The following is a 17,056-nucleotide window of genomic DNA, read 5'->3' on the forward strand; positions in this document are numbered from 1 at the left end:
TTTGCCTCCAATCAGGCGTGCTTTTCCAGCCAGGCGGAGATAACGCCTTCCAGCGCCTCGACCAGGGCTTCGTCTTCCAGTTCCTCGACAATCTCGGCCACGAAGGCGTTGACCAGCATGGCACGAGCCTTGTTCTCGGGAATGCCGCGCGCCATCAGATAGTAGAGATGGTTCTTGTCGATATCGGCGACAGTGGCGCCATGGCCGCACTGAACGTCGTCGGCGAAGATTTCGAGCTCGGGCTTCACCGAGAACTCGGCATCGTCGGACATCAGAAGCGTGTTGCACGCCATCTTCGCGTCGGTCTTCTGCGCATCCGGAGCGACCCGGATCATACCCTGAAAGACGCCGCGGGCGCGATCAAACACCACGTTACGGATAACTTCCGTGGAACCCGTGTTCGGAACGTCATGACCGAGCACCATCGTCACGTCGGTATGGGTATCGCCACCGAGCAGATTGATGCCGCGAAGCGTCAAATCGGCGCCTTCGCCCACCACCTTGATGTAGAGTTCCTGACGTACGAGCTTGCCGCCGGCATTGATAACGAACAGCCTCAGCTTGGCATCTTCTCCAAGATCGATGCGAAGCTGGCCGAGATGGGTGTCTTCGCTGCCCTGCTCCTGCAAGACGATCCAGGTGATTTCAGAACCCTTGCCGATCTTCACTTCGCTGACAGAGGAAACCAGCGCAGCCGCACCTTCGACCGCCTGATGACGCTCGATGAAGGTCGCCTTGACGTCAGCGCCAAAGGAGACAGGCAGGCGGCTGTGAATCTGGCCGCCGGCATGGATGAACTGCACTTCCAGTGGCGCTTCGAGTTCGGTGCCATCAGGGAAATCGATGACATAACCGTCACGCACAAAGCTTGCATTGATGCGGCCGATCGCGTCATCCTTACCAAGAGCTTCGAGGCCGGCAGCAGCCGTGCCGTTGATCAGGCTGTCAGCGTAGCGTCCGACAGTCAAACCCTTGACGGAGGCTTTTTCGCTTGCCTTGCCCTGAAGAGCCGCGAGAACGGGAGAGCCTTCGACCGTTGCCGGGAGAGCCTCTACCAGCCCCTTGCCGATATCGCTCGGCACCAGACGCAGTAGGTTCTTGAAATCGGTATAGTGCCAGGCCTCGACGCGGCGCGTCGGCAGGCCGGCAGTCTTCAGCTCGTCCAGCAGGCGATCGCGGACGGCGAAAACTTCGCCATCACCGGGCAGATCGCCCATCTGGTCGTTATACGCCTCGATCAGCGCCGTTTCGGCTGCTGTCAGGCGGTTCGTCGTCTGAATATTCATCGACGTGTCCTTTCCGCCTCGATCAGGCTGCAGCACCGATGATGTCGGCATAGCCGTTGGCTTCGAGTTCATGCGCCAGCGTCTTGTCGCCGGACTTGATTACCTGGCCCTTGTAGAGGACGTGAACGGTGTCCGGAACGATATAGTCAAGCAGGCGCTGATAGTGGGTGATGACGATCACGGCGCGATCCGGAGAGCGCAACGCGTTGACGCCGTCGGCAACGATCTTCAACGCGTCGATGTCGAGACCGGAGTCGGTTTCGTCGAGCACGCAAAGCTTCGGCTCGAGCAGCGCCATTTGCAGGATTTCAGCGCGCTTCTTTTCACCGCCGGAGAAGCCGACATTCAGCGGACGCTTCAGCATGTCCATGTTGATCTGCAGCTTGGCCGCAGCATCCTTGACGCGGCGGATGAAATCCGGCGTCGTCAGTTCGTCTTCGCCGCGCGCCTTGCGCTGTTCGTTCAGCGCCACCTTCAGGAACTGCATGGTGGCAACACCGGGAATTTCGACCGGGTACTGGAAGGCCAGGAAGATGCCCTTGGACGCACGCTCAGCAGCGTCGAGTTCGAGAATGCTCTCGCCGTTATAGAGGATGTCACCCTCGGTGACTTCATAGTCCTCGCGGCCGGCGAGAATGTAGGAGAGCGTCGACTTGCCGGAGCCGTTCGGACCCATAATGGCGGCAACTTCGCCCGCCTTGACGGTCAGGTTCAGGCCACGGATGATCTCGGTGCCGTCTTCGGCGATGCGGGCGTGCAGGTTCTTGATTTCAAGCATTTTAATATCCTATCGCAGGAATGAGTGTGCAGCGCGCCTGGCGCGCCAAAGCTAATTCTGTTTCGTGGACGTCAGCCAACGCTGCCTTCGAGCGAGATGCCGATGAGTTTCTGCGCTTCGACGGCAAACTCCATCGGCAGCTCCTGCAGGACTTCCTTGACGAAGCCGTTGACGATCAACGCGATCGCCGCTTCGGTCGGGATACCGCGCTGCAGGCAGTAGAACAGCTGGTCTTCGGAAATCTTCGACGTCGTGGCTTCGTGCTCGAACTGCGCGGACGAGTTCTTCGCCTCGATGTAGGGCACCGTATGCGCGCCGCACTTGTCGCCGATCAGCAGCGAGTCGCACTGCGTGAAATTGCGAGCGTTCGATGCCTTACGGTGAGCCGAGACCTGGCCGCGATAGGTGTTCTGCGAAACGCCGGCGGCGATACCCTTCGAGACGATGCGGCTCGACGTGTTCTTGCCGAGATGGATCATCTTCGTGCCGCTATCGACCTGCTGATGGCCGTTCGAAACCGCGATCGAATAGAACTCGCCGCGGCTGTCGTCGCCGCGCAGGATGCAGGACGGATACTTCCAGGTGATCGCAGAGCCGGTCTCGACCTGCGTCCAGGAAATCTTGGAGCGATGGCCGCGGCAATCGCCACGCTTGGTGACGAAGTTATAGATGCCACCCTTGCCGTTCTTGTCGCCCGGATACCAATTCTGGACGGTCGAATACTTGATCTCGGCATCATCGAGCGCAACCAGCTCGACGACCGCTGCGTGCAGCTGGTTTTCGTCGCGCTGCGGCGCCGTGCAGCCTTCGAGATAGGAGACGTAGGCACCTTCTTCGGCGATGATCAGCGTGCGCTCGAACTGGCCCGTGTTCTTCTCGTTGATGCGGAAGTAGGTCGACAGCTCCATCGGGCAACGAACGCCCTTCGGCACGAAGACGAAGGAACCGTCGGTGAAGACGGCCGAATTGAGCGTCGCATAGAAATTGTCCGAGGTCGGCACGACGGAGCCGAGATACTTGCGCACCAGCTCCGGATGCTCGCGGATGGCTTCCGAGATCGACATGAAGATCACGCCGGCCTTCTTCAGCTCTTCTTTGAAGGTGGTGACGACCGAGACGGAATCGAACACCGCATCGACCGCGATCTTCGGCTTCTCGACGCCGGCGAGGATTTCCTGTTCGCGCAGCGGAATACCGAGCTTTTCGTAGGTCTTCAGCAGCTCCGGATCGACTTCGTCGAGCGACTTCGGGCCAGCGAACTTTTTCGGTGCGGCGTAATAGTGAATGTCGTTGAAATCGATCTTCGGATAGTCGACGCGGGCCCAGGTGGGCTCTTCAAGCGTCAGCCAACGACGATAGGCTTCGAGGCGCCATTCCAGCATCCAGTCCGGCTCCTGCTTCTTGGCGGAGATGAAGCGGATGATGTCTTCGGAAAGACCCTTGGGAGCCTTTTCCACTTCGATCGTGGTCTCGAAACCATACTTATACTGGTCCACGTCGATCTGGCGAACCTGATCGACCGTTTCCTGGACTGCAGGCATTTCGTTCTCCAATCTCGCCGGATCCAAGGTCCGGCAGCTTGTCAACGTTGCGGCAGACTTATGTCTGCCCCCTATGTAGTCGGCCAAAAGGGACTTTTCACCCCGCTTGGCAAGCGGAAATTTCGGTTTCCGCAAAATTGTGGCCCTTAGGCCGCCGCCCCCGCCAGCTTGCGTCTTCCCGCTATGCGGGCAAACGCGGCGATTGCGCGATCGATATCCGTTTCGGTTGTGGTCGGCCCCAGCGAAATGCGGAGCGCACCGAGCTTGGGATCACATCCCATCGCCACGAGCACATGGCTTTCTCCCACCTTGCCCGACGAGCAGGCCGACCCGGCGGAGATCGCCACGCCTTCCAGATCGAAGGCGATCTGGCCGGTTTCGGATTTCAGTCCCGGCAGCGTGAAGAAGCTGGTGTTCGGAACGCGCGGACCATCCTTCCCATGAATAATGACATCAGGCGCCGCAAGCTCCATCCCTGCTTCCAGCCGGCCGCGCAATGAAGCGATCGCAGCATTGCGAACATCGAAGTCCAGGGCAGCGGCCTCGGCGGCGGCACCGAATCCGATGATGGCAAGCGTGTTTTCCGTGCCCGAACGATGGCCTTTTTCCTGACCGCCGCCATGGATCAACGGCTTCGGCATCAGCACCTCGCCGCGCGAGACGAGTGCGCCGACACCCTTCGGCCCACCGATCTTATGCGAGGACACGATAAGGAAATCCGCGCCGATCGCATTGATATCGAGCGGAACGCGGCCGGCCGCCTGAACGGCATCGACCACGAAGAGACCGCCCGCTGCCTGAACGAGCTTGGCCGCATCGCCGACGGGCTGGACAATTCCGGTCTCATTGTTCGCGAGCATGATGGCGACCATCGGCAGGCCGCTGGCCTTGTCATGGGCTGATAGCATGGTCTCCAGCGCGGCAAGATCGACCGCACCGTTCGATGTCACAGGTATTTCGCTGACATTGTCCCTGGCAAATCGCCCACCTTCGCGCACGGCCGGATGCTCGACGGCCGATATATAAAGGTGGCTGACCACAAGCGGCGTCCGCCCCATGCGAAATTCCGGCGTCAGCACCATATTGGCCGCCTCGGTGGCGCCGCTCGTAAAAACGACATGGGCGGGTTCCGCACCCGTCAGTCTTGCAACCTGCCGGCGTGCGGCCTCGACAGCTGCGCGCGCTGCCCTACCTTCACCGTGAACGGAATTGGGGTTGCCTTGAATATCCATCGCACGCAGCATTGCTTCGCGGGCCGCCGGATGGAGCGGTGCGGTAGCATTCCAATCGAGATAAAGGCGCGTTGCCGCCATAATCTTCTTCCTGCGCGACTTTGCTTTGCTGCGACCGGCTCATTTTCCTTGAAATTTCAGCCGGGCATGCCTTATGACACGTTCCACAAACCGTTGCACAAACAACGCGCGGACCACCGCATCAAGTTTCGAATTGTTCTAAACTGCGTTCTAGAAAAGATGAGCGCATTCGTCAAGTCAACTTGCTGCGTGCCGTTGGGTTTGAACGCAGAAAAAGAAGAGCCGGAGTATCGATGCCCGAAGTAATTTTCAACGGCCCCGCGGGTCGCCTTGAAGGCCGCTATCAGCCCTCCAAGGAAAAGAGCGCCCCGATCGCGATTATCCTTCATCCCCACCCGCAATTTGGCGGCACGATGAACAATCAGGTCGTCTACCAGCTCTTCTATATGTTCCAGAAGCGCGGTTTCACGACACTTCGCTTCAATTTCCGCGGGATCGGCCGCAGCCAGGGCGAATTCGACCACGGCGCCGGCGAACTTTCCGATGCGGCATCAGCACTCGACTGGGTGCAGAGCCTCCATCCCGATTCAAAGAGCTGCTGGGTTGCCGGCTATTCCTTCGGCGCCTGGATCGGCATGCAGCTCTTGATGCGCCGCCCGGAAATCGAAGGCTTCATGTCGATCGCGCCGCAGCCGAACATCTACGACTTCTCCTTCCTGGCACCCTGCCCGTCGTCTGGCCTGATCATCAACGGCGACGCTGACAAGGTTGCCCCGGAGAAGGACGTCAACGGCCTCGTCGAGAAGCTGAAGACGCAGAAGGGCATCCTGATCACGCACAAGGTCGTGTCGGGCGCCAACCACTTCTTCAACGGCCAGGTCGAAACGCTGCTCGGCGAATGCGAGGATTATCTCGACCGTCGCCTCAACGGCGAACTGGTACCGGAACCGGCCGCCAAGCGCATCCGCTAAGAAAAGCGGCCGTTACTGAGCCATCATGAAAGTCGGACACGAGATCCCGTCGATCGTCATCGACGGGTGATCCTGCATGCCGATCTTTCGCAAAACGCGTTGCGATGCAGCGTTTTGCGGGTGGGTGAAGGCGATGAAATGCCTGGCAAGATCACGTGTGAAGAACCATTGTGCCAAGGCGGTAGCAATCTCCGTCGCATAGCCATTACCCCAGGCCTCCTTCCGAATCGAATAGCCAAGCTCGAATTCGCCGCGGCCACTCTCCTCATGAAAACGCGAAAAACCGGCGCGACCGATAAAGCGGCCGTCCTCACGGCGCAGCATCTTGTATTTCGTCACGCCATCGCGCGTGTGTTCTCCGAACCAGCTTTTCAGCCGCTCCTCGGCCTTCTCCAGCGTCCAAGGGGCGCCGCCGGAAAGATAGCGCGTCGTGTCGATCGTCGAATGCAGCTGCCGAATCAACTCGGCATCACCCTTGTCCCACATCGTCAGAACGAGGCGCGGGGTTTCGAGTATGATGGTATCACTCATCTGCCTGCCTGTTTTCGTGGTGGATCAGCAGCCTGCCGGAACCTGTAAGGCAGCGCCGATTGACAACCGGCCAGTCAGTGCTAACCGCTCGGCCTGATTTCAACAAGGTAATGAAGCGACAATTCCGAATGAGAAGGCCCGCCGAAGCGGGCCTTGAGATTATCGCCTGATATCATCGGTCAGTGACATGCGGGCAAGCCGGGAGCGCCGCACTTCTTCTTTTCCGGAGGCTTTTGCGGCGGAGGCGGAGGTGGTTTCCTCACCTGTTGCTGCACGACCTTCGGCTGCGGTTGGGGCTTCGGCTGAGCCTGCGGCTTGGGCGCGGGCGGCCTCGCCTGTGCCACGACGTGCGGCGCCGGCCTTGGCTGCGCAGGAGCCGGATTGGCTTGCCGAGGCGGGGCGGCCGCGACATGAGGCTGACTGTTGATCCGAGCTTGGTTGCTGGGGATCGCCTTGGGCTTCGCCGGTGTTCTGGCGACGACGGCCGGCGCTGCCGGGGCATGCGCATTGGGCTTCGGTGCAGCGGCAACCGGATTCGGTTTGCCGCTCGGCGCTGCTTGCGGTGGCGGAGTCTTGGCAACCTGGTTCTGCCCCTTCACAGCAGCCGCATTGCCAGCCGCCGGCAGCGGTTGGCCCTTGGCGCCGGGCAGCGCATGTGCGCCGGCGTTCGGTGTGGCCTGCGGCTGTTGAGCCTGTTTCGTCTGCGCTGCTCCAGCATTGGCCGGCAGCTTGCCCGTGGCGGGCAGAGGCTGACCGTTGGCACCGGGAAGTGCGTGTGCATTGGCATTTGTGCCCTGCTGGGCAGGTTGCGTGGCAACAGCCGGATTATGCACCGCATTGGGCGTGGCTTGCGGTGGCTGCCCCTGCTTCGTCGGGGCCGTTCCCGGATTGGCGGGCAGCTTGGCGCCAGCCGGCAGCGGCTGACCATTGGCGCCGGGAAGCACATGGGCAGCGGCATTTCCGCCTTGCGGCTGTGCCGATGGCGCAACCGCCGGAGCGGTGCCAGGCGCTGCCTTGACGGCTGCTGCCGGGTTCTGCTTCTGCAGAACCGCAGCCTTCTTCTGCACCGATGGCGGCAGAGCAACATGCAACGCCGCAGCACCAGCCCCGGCGATGACAGCAGCGCCGGCAAGCTTCTGCCCGGTTGTCAATCCAGGTGCCGCAGGTGCAGCCCCGTTCTCATTGACAGTCGTGTTGTTGTTGATGACCGTCGTGTTGTTCACGACCGTATTGTGGATGTTGTTGAAGATGACGTTGTTTTCGGGCGGTGCGATATCGCGTGGCGGCTCTACCCAGGCAGGGACTGGAACGAAGACCGGCGCCGGCAGCACATAGACATCGACAGAGGGTTCCGGCGGCGCCAGCACCACGAAATCCGGTGGCGGCGGTGCCAGGAAGACAACGGGCGGCGGCGGTGCATAGCCGAAGTCGGCATCATCGAAATAAAGCACAGGCCGGTCGACATAGACCACTTCCGGCGGCGGAGGCGGCGGCACGTCATACTCGATCACGGTGAATGATGGTGGCGGCTCGAGGGCGGCCTCGAAATGCTCGAGACGGCGGCGGGCGTCCCAGACGTGCGGACCACGCGGATAACGCCTCAGATATGACCAATAGGCCTCCGGCGTGTCGGCAATCCAGGTCTCGCGCCAGGTAATTGCCTCGCGGCGGGCGGCGACAATGGCACGGACACGCCTCACCATGGAATCGTTCGGATAGGCGGCGAGGAAATCCTCATAGCCCTGCAGCGTATCGCGATCGAGCGCGGCGAAATAGGCATCCCGTTCGCCGAAATCTCGGATCGGTTTCGTCCTGTTTGCAACATCCTCGGCGCTCGACACCGCAGCAGCCGGCGCATTCGGACCGCGATCGAAAAAGTTGAATGCATTCTTGAATTTGGAAGCATCCCACGAGATCTCGGCGCCCTTGGTGAGATCGCCGACACGCAAGCGCGTCCGATCGAAGACGTCATCAAGCGACAGGCCACCGACGCGGATCATTTCCGCCAGCGCATGCGCGTAGGAACCATAAGGCCCGGCCTCCTGTGGCGCGACCGTGCCGGGCGCCGCATTGAAGGCAATCAGCTGGTTGGCGTCGGGATCGACCAGTGCCAGACCACCAGCCAGTGGCTGATTGGACTGCACGAAAGGATTGGCCCTCGCCGCATCCAGCACGACGATGCTGCCGCGATTGTTGATGGCCGACAACGATTTGGTGAGGTCGCTCACGCGGATCGCCTGGACGGGGACATCCGTGGCATTGGCGATCTGCGCATCGACAGGCACGAAATAATTATCGCCCTGATACTGCAGGCCATAACCCGCCAGATAGACGAACACGACGGTATCGGGACCGGACGCGTTCGCTTTCGTCAGAAAGTCGCGCATCGCGTCGCGCATGCCGTTCTGGTCGAGATCGCGCGCACCGATCACGTCGAAGCCCGCAGCCTGCAGCGTTTGCGCGATCAGGCCGGCATCGTTGGCCGGCGTCGGCAGAGCGCCTGCCTTGTAGGCAGCATTGCCCACGACGAACGCTATTCTCTTTTCAGGGGAACCTTGAGCTTCGGCCGGGCTCGCAGCAGCGACACCGACCAAAACCAACATCATGGCAAGAAATGCCCAGATCGTCTTTTTTGATGACAATCCCATCTTCGAAAGCAGAGGCGACATACCGGTTTCTTTCACGAAACATGAGGTGCGTACGGGGATCAACAAGAAATCACTAGGATTTGATTCGGGCGAATGCGCGGCTTATTCCCGGCGGCTTCGCGGCGATGTTACGGTCTATTGACGTTCAGAAGCATCGATTTACAAACCGCACCCAGCCTAAGGCATTTAGCGAAACTTGATCTCACGCCCCACCAAAATGGTGACGCGCCGGTAAATCGGTGATAAACGCGCCCCGCGACATCAAACAATAGCGACTTCGCCGCATCCGCCAAGGTTGTGGCATCGAGAGACCAAGATCATGGCTGAGTTCAAATCCGATTTCCTGCACACCCTGCAAGAGCGCGGCTTCATTCATCAGATTTCCGATGAAGCCGGCCTCGACGACCTCTTCGCAAAGGAAACCGTGACGGCCTATATCGGTTTCGATCCCACGGCATCGAGCCTGCATGCCGGCTCGTTGATCCAGATCATGATGCTGCACTGGATGCAGACGACCGGTCATCGGCCGATTTCGTTGATGGGCGGCGGTACCGGCATGGTCGGCGACCCCTCGTTCAAGGAAGAGTCCCGCCAGTTGATGACGGTCGATACGATCGAAAGTAACATCGCTTCCATCAAGCGCTGCTTCTCGAACTACCTCACCTACGGCGAAGGCCCGAAAGACGCGTTGATGATCAACAACGCCGAATGGCTGCGCTCGCTGAACTACCTCGAATTCCTGCGCGATGTCGGCCGGCACTTCTCGGTCAACCGCATGCTGTCCTTCGACAGTGTCAAGACGCGCCTTGACCGCGAGCAGTCGCTGTCGTTCCTCGAATTCAACTACATGATCCTGCAGGCCTACGACTTCGTAGAGCTGGCGAAGCGTTACGATTGCCGCCTGCAGATGGGCGGCTCGGATCAGTGGGGCAACATCGTCAACGGCATCGACCTAGGTCACCGCATGGGGACGAAGCAGCTTTTTGCCTTGACCTCGCCGCTGCTGACGACGGCCTCCGGCGCCAAGATGGGCAAGTCCGCTACCGGCGCGGTCTGGCTGAACGCCGACCTGCTGTCGGCCTATGATTTCTGGCAGTACTGGCGCAACACCGAGGACGCGGATGTTTCGCGCTTCCTGAAGCTCTACACGACGCTGCCGATGGACGAGATCGCTCGCCTCTCCGCGCTTGCCGGTTCGGAGATCAACGAGGTCAAGAAGATCCTCGCGACCGAAGTGACCGCGATCCTTCACGGCCGCGCAGCAGCCGAACAGGCAGCCGAAACCGCGCGCAAGACCTTCGAGGAAGGCGGCCTGTCCGAAAACCTGCCGTCGATCGATGTTCCGGCTTCCGAACTCGAAGCTGGTATCGGCCTGCTGGCCCTGATCGTCCGCGCCGGCCTTGCCGGTTCGAACGGCGAAGCTCGCCGCCACGTCCAGGGTGGCGCAGTGCGCATCAACGACCAAGCCATCAGCGACGAGCGCAAGGTCATCGGCACCGGTGAGATCACCGCCGATGGCGTGATCAAGCTGTCGCTCGGCAAGAAGAAGCACATCCTGATCCGCCCGGCCGCCTGAAGGGCCGATGCACGGACAACAAACAAAGCCGGCGCCCTCTCGCCGGCTTTTTTGTTTCTGTCTAGCTGAAGGTCGCCGGTCGATGGAATGAACCGGCTTGGTCAGCCGACGCGCGCGGAGCCGGCCCGCAACGTTGATATCGCTTTCAGGAAGGACATGATCACCGCTCCCAATCGCTCGGGCTGATCGTATGGAAGGCCGTGACCGGCGTCAGCGATCAGTTCATATCGAAGCAAGGGATTGAGCTTTTGCAGCTCACGGGCCGCATCCAACGAAACGACCCCTTTATCTCCGATCACGAGAAGAATCGGCACGCCTATGCTTTGCACAAGTTCGCGATAGTCGGGATTTGGAGGTGTGAGCACCTCAAATGCGGACATGCTGGTCTGAAGCCTTGCATCAACCAGGCATTCCAGAATCTCCTCTGACCGGGATGGATGTCGAACGCGCGCTTGGGTAAGGAGATCAGCCCTGCTTGAAACCAGCGATCGCCGCTGCTCCTCTGCAATATCGCTTTCAAAAACCTCGCGCTGCCACTCTGGACTTATGAAAGTTGGATCGACCAGGACAACGCCCGAAACCGCTGCTCCGAGTTCGCGAGCGGCCACAGCAGCGGTCATGCCTCCCATCGAATGACCGAGCAATATTGGAGCTTTTAGATTCAATTTCTTTGTGAGCTCGACAACGTCGCCTGCTAGGTCATCATACAAATATCCTCGAGCCGGCGCGCCGGATTTTCCATGTCCTCGTGCATCCGGCAAGACGACATCAAAGTCATTCTCCAACATACGCGTCAACGGCGCCAAACACGCGCCGCTCCCGAGCAGCCCATGCAGCGCTACCAGCGGAGGATAATGGCCGCCTGTTCGCAGATAGTGAATGTCGATGCCGTTTGCATTGCAGTTGCCAGTCGTCCAACCGACAAGGCACGATTTGCTTTGGGTCATGTCTCTTAGAGTGCCATAGCTTATCTGGAACATCGATAGAAACGTCGCGCCAGAACGTTCAAGCCGATACTGCGATGCTTGAAGGCTGCCGGTCTATAAGTTCAAACCCTGGCGCTTGGCTAATTTTCTGCATTTGCTATGTCGGATCGCGACCTGCCCATTCGTCCTCTGTTAAGGTTCCAACCCTGGAGGTGGATTATGGATGAATTGCCGGTAATCAAGACAAGGCGCAAGGGCCGAAGCTCTACCCAAAGCATGTTGATTCCCAGCGAGGAGATGGTTGCTCGCGCCCTCTGGGCGGCGCCACCGGGCCAATTGTCCGATATTGCGGGGGTAAGACAGGCGCTTGCCAAGCAATATGGCGCAGATGCCTGCTGCCCCGTCACCGTTCAGCGACATTTGGTGCAGATCAGTCAAAGTGGCGCGGCTCCGTTTTGGCGTATCGTGGACCCCGATCGACCATTCGCCCGGCGCATGAGCGGTGGCGCCGAACGCATACGTGAGCGGTTGGCGAACGAAAAATAGCCACGCGCAGCCCTATTCTATCGCAAGGAACGAGCCTCAGCGTCGCGCCGCCTCAATATTCAAATATCTGCCTGAAAACACCCGGCGCGATGATCGAAAGAGGATTGATCTGCAGGTTCGATTTCTCGATCGTGCCGGTCAGCCTGAAGGTAATGCCGATCAAGCCGCGATCGCTGCCATTGCCCAGGATGAAGCCGACGATCGGAACTTCGGCGAACAGCCGGTTCAGGCCATACGCGGGCATGAAGGTTCCCGTCATGTCCATCTTGCCATTGGCGTCCTTCAGCGTGCCCTGGAACGTCGCCCCGACCTGCACGCCACGTACCACGCCGTTTTCGACCGAGAGCACCCCATCGCGCATCACCAGCCGCGCAAAGCCGCGCTCGAAATTCTGCGAACGCGTATCGATATTCTGCTTCACGGCCGAATTCAGGCTCTTGCCGTTCTTTCCGCTCGGCGTCGACACGATGGTCGAGAGTTTCTTGTCATCGATGATGGCGAAGTTGCGGATATCGAGCGAGCCGTCCCAGTCGTCTTGCCCGATCGAGCGCAGCGACAGATTGAGCAACCCACCCTGCAAATGCTTATAGAGGTCGGTGAAGCGCGCAACGGCGCCGGCATCGCCGCTCGTGATACGGATGACGCCGTTGGCGCCTTTGCTCATCTGGGTGACGAGGGCTTCGCCGCTACGAGTGACGCCGGAAAAATCCGCAGCTGTCGTCTTGCCGCCGGCTATCGAATAGACGCCCTTGACATTGCCGACGGTCTCATCGTTGAAACCGATAACCTTGTCGAGATTGGCGCGAACGGTCGCGCTCGCCGAAGCGTCTCCGTCCGAACTCTGCTGGCCGCCCGATGTGGACGCCTTCAGACGTGCAAGGATCGGACGTATGTCGGCGGAATTACCCGATATCGCCACGTCGTAGCCGCCACTCTTGCCTCGCTTCAGCGAGAGCGCGAAATCATCGAGCGCCGAGAGCTTCACACTGTCGAAGCTTGCCGAGGTGAGGCTCCCCTTGCTGATGAGCAGATCGCCGCTGGCGCCGAACCCATCCCCCTTGAGCATGAAATTCTTGAGCGTCGTCTGGCTGTCTGGACCGGATGCCTCGAACTGCGCTGTCGCCGCAATGCCGCTGCCCTTCGACCAGCCGACCCACGGCACGGTCAGAGCCGCCTTGCCGAGGTCGACCTTGACGCCTTGGCGATCATCGTCGATGCGCGTCAACTCCACTTTGACAGGCCCATCGATTATATCCCGAAGTCCGGGCAGTACGGTATTGCGTTGCGTATCGGTCAGCGTCGCCGTGATCACGCGGGCGCGCTTGACGGTCGATTTGCTGTCGGTCGGCTCCACCATGTCGATCTGGGCCGGAATACTGTCGATCTGGGCCTGGGCTTGCAGATGCACGGATTGCGGATCGGCCGAAATCACGCCGGTCAGATTGTCGATCTTGCGATTGTTCATCGGCTTCAGCAGATCGACATTGTCGAGATTGAGCTTCGCCTGCCAGTCCGGCGGAGGCGGCTGCTGATCCTTGATAAGCCCTATCCTGGCATCGACCTTGGCGACGATCTTGCCGTTGAAATCCTCCGGCTTGAATTCGGTCCGTTGAAGCACTTCAAGCGGCTTGTAGGTCAGAAGTTCACCGATCGCATCGCCGGAGCCTGAAATCGTCAAGTCAAGATCAGCCATTAGCGGCTTGTCGTAGGTCGCCGGGATCGAGAAGCTGCTGTCGCTCAGCGTGATCGTGCGGCCGGTCGGAAAGTAAGACGTGGCCGTCGCAATATCGACGACCATATTCGGACCGGTCAGATCGAAATGGGCCTTGGTATCGCGCAACGGCGGGATCTCTCCCGGCACGTTCATGCGCGCCCCGTCGATGTCGAAGGCGATATGCAATTCGTTCTTGCCAAGCTGCAGCTTGCCGGTCTGTGACGCTTCCCGCAGTCGGCCAGCCGGAATGAAGACCGATATGGCGGCATTAGTCACCGAGCCGCCGAAAAGATTGCCCTCGACCCAGATCCTGGGTTTCGAAGCCATCCAGAAAGGCCAAAGCTGCTTGACAACAGTCGTGTCGAGCTTGTCCGCGCGGCCGCCGAAGCTGATCTCCGGCGAGCTGTCGCCGAGCTTCATATGCAGGGAGCCGAAAAGCGCGCCCTGCGGCGTCGATATGCCGAGATTGTCGAACTGGAATTCCTTGGTTGCGGAAAAGAACCGTCCGGTGGCGCGACCATCGAAGCTGACGGGCTTTTCCCCTGAGAGAGATGAGGCGGCGACGCCGTCCTTGATCACGAAGTCGATGCCGAAGCCCTTGCCTGCATTGGCGTCGACACGATCGAGATCGATGACCGCGCCGGAAAATGGCGCAATCGTCCGGAGAAACTGCGCTTTTGACGGCGCAATCTCGAGGGTCTGGTGATCGAAGTTGTAGGCGAGGTTGATATTGGCCTGCGTCAACTCCTGCACATCATGGTCCATATAGAGGACACCGGGCTGGACATTGATGGTAGCGCTCAGCTTGGGATCGACGCCTGCCTCGCCCTTGGCGGCCGAAAGCGTGACGTCCCCGAAGGCCATTAGCCCCTGTCGCGGCGTACCATTCGGGTCATAGGTCATCGTGAGCGGCTTGAGATCGAGATTGGATATCTTGGCCGCCAGCGAGGAGCTTTGGCCGGCCTCCTTTTGATCCGCCCTCACATCCAGGAGCGCCACGGATCCGTTGAGCGCAACCTGGCCATAGAGATGTAGAGAATTGGGCGCAACGCGCTCGAAGGTCAGATTGTCGACGACAAGAGAGATGGGATCACCCTCCTGTCGTGCCAGCTTCATCGAGAAGCCGGAAATGCGCACGGAATTCGTGCCGCCGCGCTGGACGAAATGTTCAAGGAAATCGAGATTGTCGAAGGCCGCATTCAGGGCCTTGGGCAAGGCATCGACGCGCAAGGCAGTCCAATCGACGGGATCGCCTTGCGGCAGCAGCGAGGTGTCGAGCGCGATGCCCTCTGCCGCAACGCTTGCCACTTCCACCCGGCCCTCGATGAGGGCCAGCGGGTCCAGCTCCATGTTGACGGCCGACATCGTCGACAGATGCTTGCCGCTCTCCTGATCGACGACGTTGACGTCGCGCGCTTCCAGCGCCAGCCGCAGATTAGGGGTAAACCGGATCACGGTCGCGCCTACTTCTGCCTTGTAACGCGGGCCGATGGCCTGATCGAGAGCCGTCTGCGCCTTCTGGGACAGCGGCGCATCGAAGATGCCACCTTCGATGGTCGCGATGACAGCTCCGAGAATGATGGCGAGAAATGCAAAGAAAACCAGCGTCATGCGGCAGACATGCCAGACATGCGAGCGACTGCGGCGAGCACGCTCTGGCACATGCACGATCAACGGATCTTCGACCTGAGCGGACGGCAGATGGTCGAGCGACACGAGATCCTTTTTGCGGAATGTTACCTTTTCGCCTCGGATCACTCCTGCGCGTGCCTTTCGCTTATACAATTTTGTTGGTGACGCTGCGTCCCATTGGACGGCACACACGGGCAGTATATATGGCTTACCTCAAGTGTCATCTAAAAAACCGGCAAAAGAAAGGTTTTCCCGTGGCGGAAGTTTTTCCAGTTCAACTGAACATCGGCGACAAAGCACCGGATTTCGATCTCCCGCGCGATGGTGGAGATCACGTTCGTCTTGCCGATTTTGCCGGGAAGCCGCTGGTCATTTATTTCTACCCCAAGGACGATACGACCGCCTGCACGACGGAATCGATTACCTTCACGGCACTCGCTGCCGATTTCGCAAAGCTCGGTGTCGCGCTCCTCGGCGTCTCGCCGGATTCTGTGAAAAGCCATGATAAATTCATTAGGAAGCATGCGCTTTCCGTGCCGCTCGCCTCCGACGAGGAAAAGACCATGGCAATGGCTTACGGCGTCTGGCGGGAAAAGAGCATGTATGGCCGCACCTATATGGGCGTGGTGCGCTCGACCTTCCTGATCGGCGCCGACGGCAAGGTTGCAGGAGTGTGGGACAAGGTCAAAGTCGCCGGCCACGCCGAAGCAATTCTTGCCGCCGCCAGGGAACTCTGACGGCATGGCGGAAACCACCGAAATCATCACATCGCTGCGCGGCGGCGCCATCGCCGCTATCCGCTCAGCCGATCTCGATCTGAAGACCGAACTTGCCCAGGAATCGGCAAGGCGGTGGTTTGCCCGCACCTTGTCGCTGCGTTCACCGCTCGACCCACCGCTCGCCGATCGGCCTGGCCGGCCGGAAAAGCCGGAATTGGTGCCGCCAAAACATATGGAGAAGCGTTCGCTGCATACGCTCAAGGGGCGCATCGCACTGTTGCATGCCATTGCCCATATCGAGCTGAATGCCGTCGATCTGGCGCTCGACATCGTCGCGCGTTTTGCAACCGGCCCGGTCCCCAATTCCTTCTTCGACGGCTGGATGCAGGTTGCCTTCGAGGAAGCCAAGCATTTCCGCATGGTGCGGGCGCGCATGCGCGAACTCGGCGCAGACTACGGCGATCTGCCCGCCCATGACGGCCTCTGGCAGGCCGCTCATGCGACCCGCACCGATCTCACCGCCCGCTTGGCCGTCGTGCCGCTGATCCTCGAAGCAAGAGGTCTGGACGTGACGCCGGCACTGCAGGCCAAGATGCGCGAAACCGGCGACCTGGAGAGTGCGGCCGTTCTCGACGTCATCTATAACGACGAAAAAGGCCATGTCGCCGTTGGCGCCAAGTGGTTCCGCTTCCTGTGCGCGCGCGAAAAGCGCGATCCGGCCCGCACCTTCCAGGAATTGGTACGCGCCAACTTCCGCGGTTCGCTGAAGGCACCGTTCAACGATACCGCCCGGGCGGAAGCCGGACTGACGCCTTCCTTCTATCGTTCGCTGACATCTACAAGCAATGCTTGATATACTAGCGTAAAACGGCGCTTTCCGGTATTTAATACTGCCGTAGAAAGCATTCATTAACCATAATGCCGTGTACTTCCAC

Annotated in this window: 13 protein-coding genes; 5 read left to right on the top strand and 8 right to left on the bottom strand. The window is 59.9% G+C overall.

What is annotated here, in order from left to right; translation table 11 throughout:
• Nucleotides 1-11: 11 nt before the first annotated feature.
• The 4 genes from sufD to GA0061100_RS00130 form a co-directional block, all read right to left on the bottom strand.
• Nucleotides 12-1,286 (bottom strand): Fe-S cluster assembly protein SufD, encoded by a 1,275-nt coding sequence (sufD, locus tag GA0061100_RS00115; protein ID WP_075850604.1) that lies wholly within the window; start codon nt 1,284-1,286, stop codon nt 12-14.
• Nucleotides 1,287-1,308: 22 nt separating this feature from the next.
• Complete coding sequence (gene sufC / locus GA0061100_RS00120; RefSeq protein WP_075850605.1) at nt 1,309-2,064, bottom strand: Fe-S cluster assembly ATPase SufC; 756 nt, start codon at nt 2,062-2,064, stop codon at nt 1,309-1,311.
• A gap of 71 nt (nt 2,065-2,135) precedes the next feature.
• Nucleotides 2,136-3,605, bottom strand: a complete 1,470-nt coding sequence (gene sufB / locus GA0061100_RS00125; RefSeq protein WP_075850606.1) for a Fe-S cluster assembly protein SufB — start codon at nt 3,603-3,605, stop codon at nt 2,136-2,138.
• Nucleotides 3,606-3,751: 146 nt separating this feature from the next.
• Nucleotides 3,752-4,918: a cysteine desulfurase family protein gene (locus GA0061100_RS00130; RefSeq protein WP_075850607.1), complete on the bottom strand. Its 1,167-nt coding sequence runs from the start codon at nt 4,916-4,918 to the stop codon at nt 3,752-3,754.
• Between the two features lie 233 nt (nt 4,919-5,151).
• On the opposite strand from GA0061100_RS00130, the gene GA0061100_RS00135 reads away from it, so the two are divergent.
• Entirely contained in the window at nt 5,152-5,829 is a 678-nt protein-coding gene (locus GA0061100_RS00135; RefSeq protein WP_047633174.1) for an alpha/beta hydrolase, read from the top strand.
• 12 nt (nt 5,830-5,841) lie between these two features.
• Here GA0061100_RS00135 and GA0061100_RS00140 read toward each other — a convergent pair whose 3' ends face one another.
• Nucleotides 5,842-6,360, bottom strand: coding sequence for a GNAT family N-acetyltransferase (locus GA0061100_RS00140; RefSeq protein WP_075850608.1), 519 nt, complete (start codon nt 6,358-6,360; stop codon nt 5,842-5,844).
• A gap of 179 nt (nt 6,361-6,539) precedes the next feature.
• Complete coding sequence (locus tag GA0061100_RS00145; protein ID WP_244557766.1) at nt 6,540-9,008, bottom strand: caspase family protein; 2,469 nt, start codon at nt 9,006-9,008, stop codon at nt 6,540-6,542.
• Nucleotides 9,009-9,327: 319 nt separating this feature from the next.
• Between GA0061100_RS00145 and tyrS the strand changes: the two genes are divergently transcribed.
• Nucleotides 9,328-10,584, top strand: coding sequence for a tyrosine--tRNA ligase (gene tyrS / locus GA0061100_RS00150; protein ID WP_075850610.1), 1,257 nt, complete (start codon nt 9,328-9,330; stop codon nt 10,582-10,584).
• A gap of 101 nt (nt 10,585-10,685) precedes the next feature.
• Here the strand turns inward: tyrS and GA0061100_RS00155 are convergent, their stop codons facing one another.
• Nucleotides 10,686-11,564, bottom strand: coding sequence for an alpha/beta fold hydrolase (locus tag GA0061100_RS00155; protein ID WP_244557745.1), 879 nt, complete (start codon nt 11,562-11,564; stop codon nt 10,686-10,688).
• Nucleotides 11,565-11,729: 165 nt separating this feature from the next.
• Here GA0061100_RS00155 and GA0061100_RS00160 point away from each other — a divergent pair, with 165 nt between their 5' ends.
• The gene (locus GA0061100_RS00160) at nt 11,730-12,056 is read left to right on the top strand and encodes a hypothetical protein (protein WP_075850611.1); all 327 of its coding nucleotides are present in this window, start codon (nt 11,730-11,732) and stop codon (nt 12,054-12,056) included.
• 52 nt (nt 12,057-12,108) lie between these two features.
• Here the strand turns inward: GA0061100_RS00160 and GA0061100_RS00165 are convergent, their stop codons facing one another.
• Nucleotides 12,109-15,528, bottom strand: a complete 3,420-nt coding sequence (locus GA0061100_RS00165; RefSeq protein ID WP_075850612.1) for a YhdP family protein — start codon at nt 15,526-15,528, stop codon at nt 12,109-12,111.
• A 128-nt stretch (nt 15,529-15,656) separates the two neighbouring features.
• On the opposite strand from GA0061100_RS00165, the gene GA0061100_RS00170 reads away from it, so the two are divergent.
• Both GA0061100_RS00170 and GA0061100_RS00175 read left to right on the top strand, forming a co-directional pair.
• Complete coding sequence (locus GA0061100_RS00170; protein WP_075850613.1) at nt 15,657-16,139, top strand: peroxiredoxin; 483 nt, start codon at nt 15,657-15,659, stop codon at nt 16,137-16,139.
• Nucleotides 16,140-16,143: 4 nt separating this feature from the next.
• On the top strand, nt 16,144-16,974 hold the full coding sequence (locus GA0061100_RS00175) for a ferritin-like domain-containing protein (protein ID WP_075850614.1): 831 nt from the start codon (nt 16,144-16,146) through the stop codon (nt 16,972-16,974).
• Nucleotides 16,975-17,056 lie beyond the last annotated feature (82 nt).

It is taken from the genome of Martinezella hainanensis, from assembly GCF_900094555.1.
Lineage (GTDB): Bacteria > Pseudomonadota > Alphaproteobacteria > Rhizobiales > Rhizobiaceae > Rhizobium > Rhizobium hainanense.

Excerpts from the sequence above, each read along its gene's own strand:
- sufD (WP_075850604.1), bottom strand. The coding sequence starts at position 1,286 with ATGAATATTCAGACGACGAACCGCCTGACAGCAGCCGAAACGGCGCTG.
- sufC (WP_075850605.1), bottom strand. The coding sequence starts at position 2,064 with ATGCTTGAAATCAAGAACCTGCACGCCCGCATCGCCGAAGACGGCACC.
- sufB (WP_075850606.1), bottom strand. The coding sequence starts at position 3,605 with ATGCCTGCAGTCCAGGAAACGGTCGATCAGGTTCGCCAGATCGACGTG.
- GA0061100_RS00130 (WP_075850607.1), bottom strand. The coding sequence starts at position 4,918 with ATGGCGGCAACGCGCCTTTATCTCGATTGGAATGCTACCGCACCGCTC.
- GA0061100_RS00135 (WP_047633174.1), top strand. The coding sequence starts at position 5,152 with ATGCCCGAAGTAATTTTCAACGGCCCCGCGGGTCGCCTTGAAGGCCGC.
- GA0061100_RS00140 (WP_075850608.1), bottom strand. The coding sequence starts at position 6,360 with ATGAGTGATACCATCATACTCGAAACCCCGCGCCTCGTTCTGACGATG.
- GA0061100_RS00145 (WP_244557766.1), bottom strand. The coding sequence starts at position 9,008 with ATGGGATTGTCATCAAAAAAGACGATCTGGGCATTTCTTGCCATGATG.
- tyrS (WP_075850610.1), top strand. The coding sequence starts at position 9,328 with ATGGCTGAGTTCAAATCCGATTTCCTGCACACCCTGCAAGAGCGCGGC.
- GA0061100_RS00155 (WP_244557745.1), bottom strand. The coding sequence starts at position 11,564 with ATGTTCCAGATAAGCTATGGCACTCTAAGAGACATGACCCAAAGCAAA.
- GA0061100_RS00160 (WP_075850611.1), top strand. The coding sequence starts at position 11,730 with ATGGATGAATTGCCGGTAATCAAGACAAGGCGCAAGGGCCGAAGCTCT.
- GA0061100_RS00175 (WP_075850614.1), top strand. The coding sequence starts at position 16,144 with ATGGCGGAAACCACCGAAATCATCACATCGCTGCGCGGCGGCGCCATC.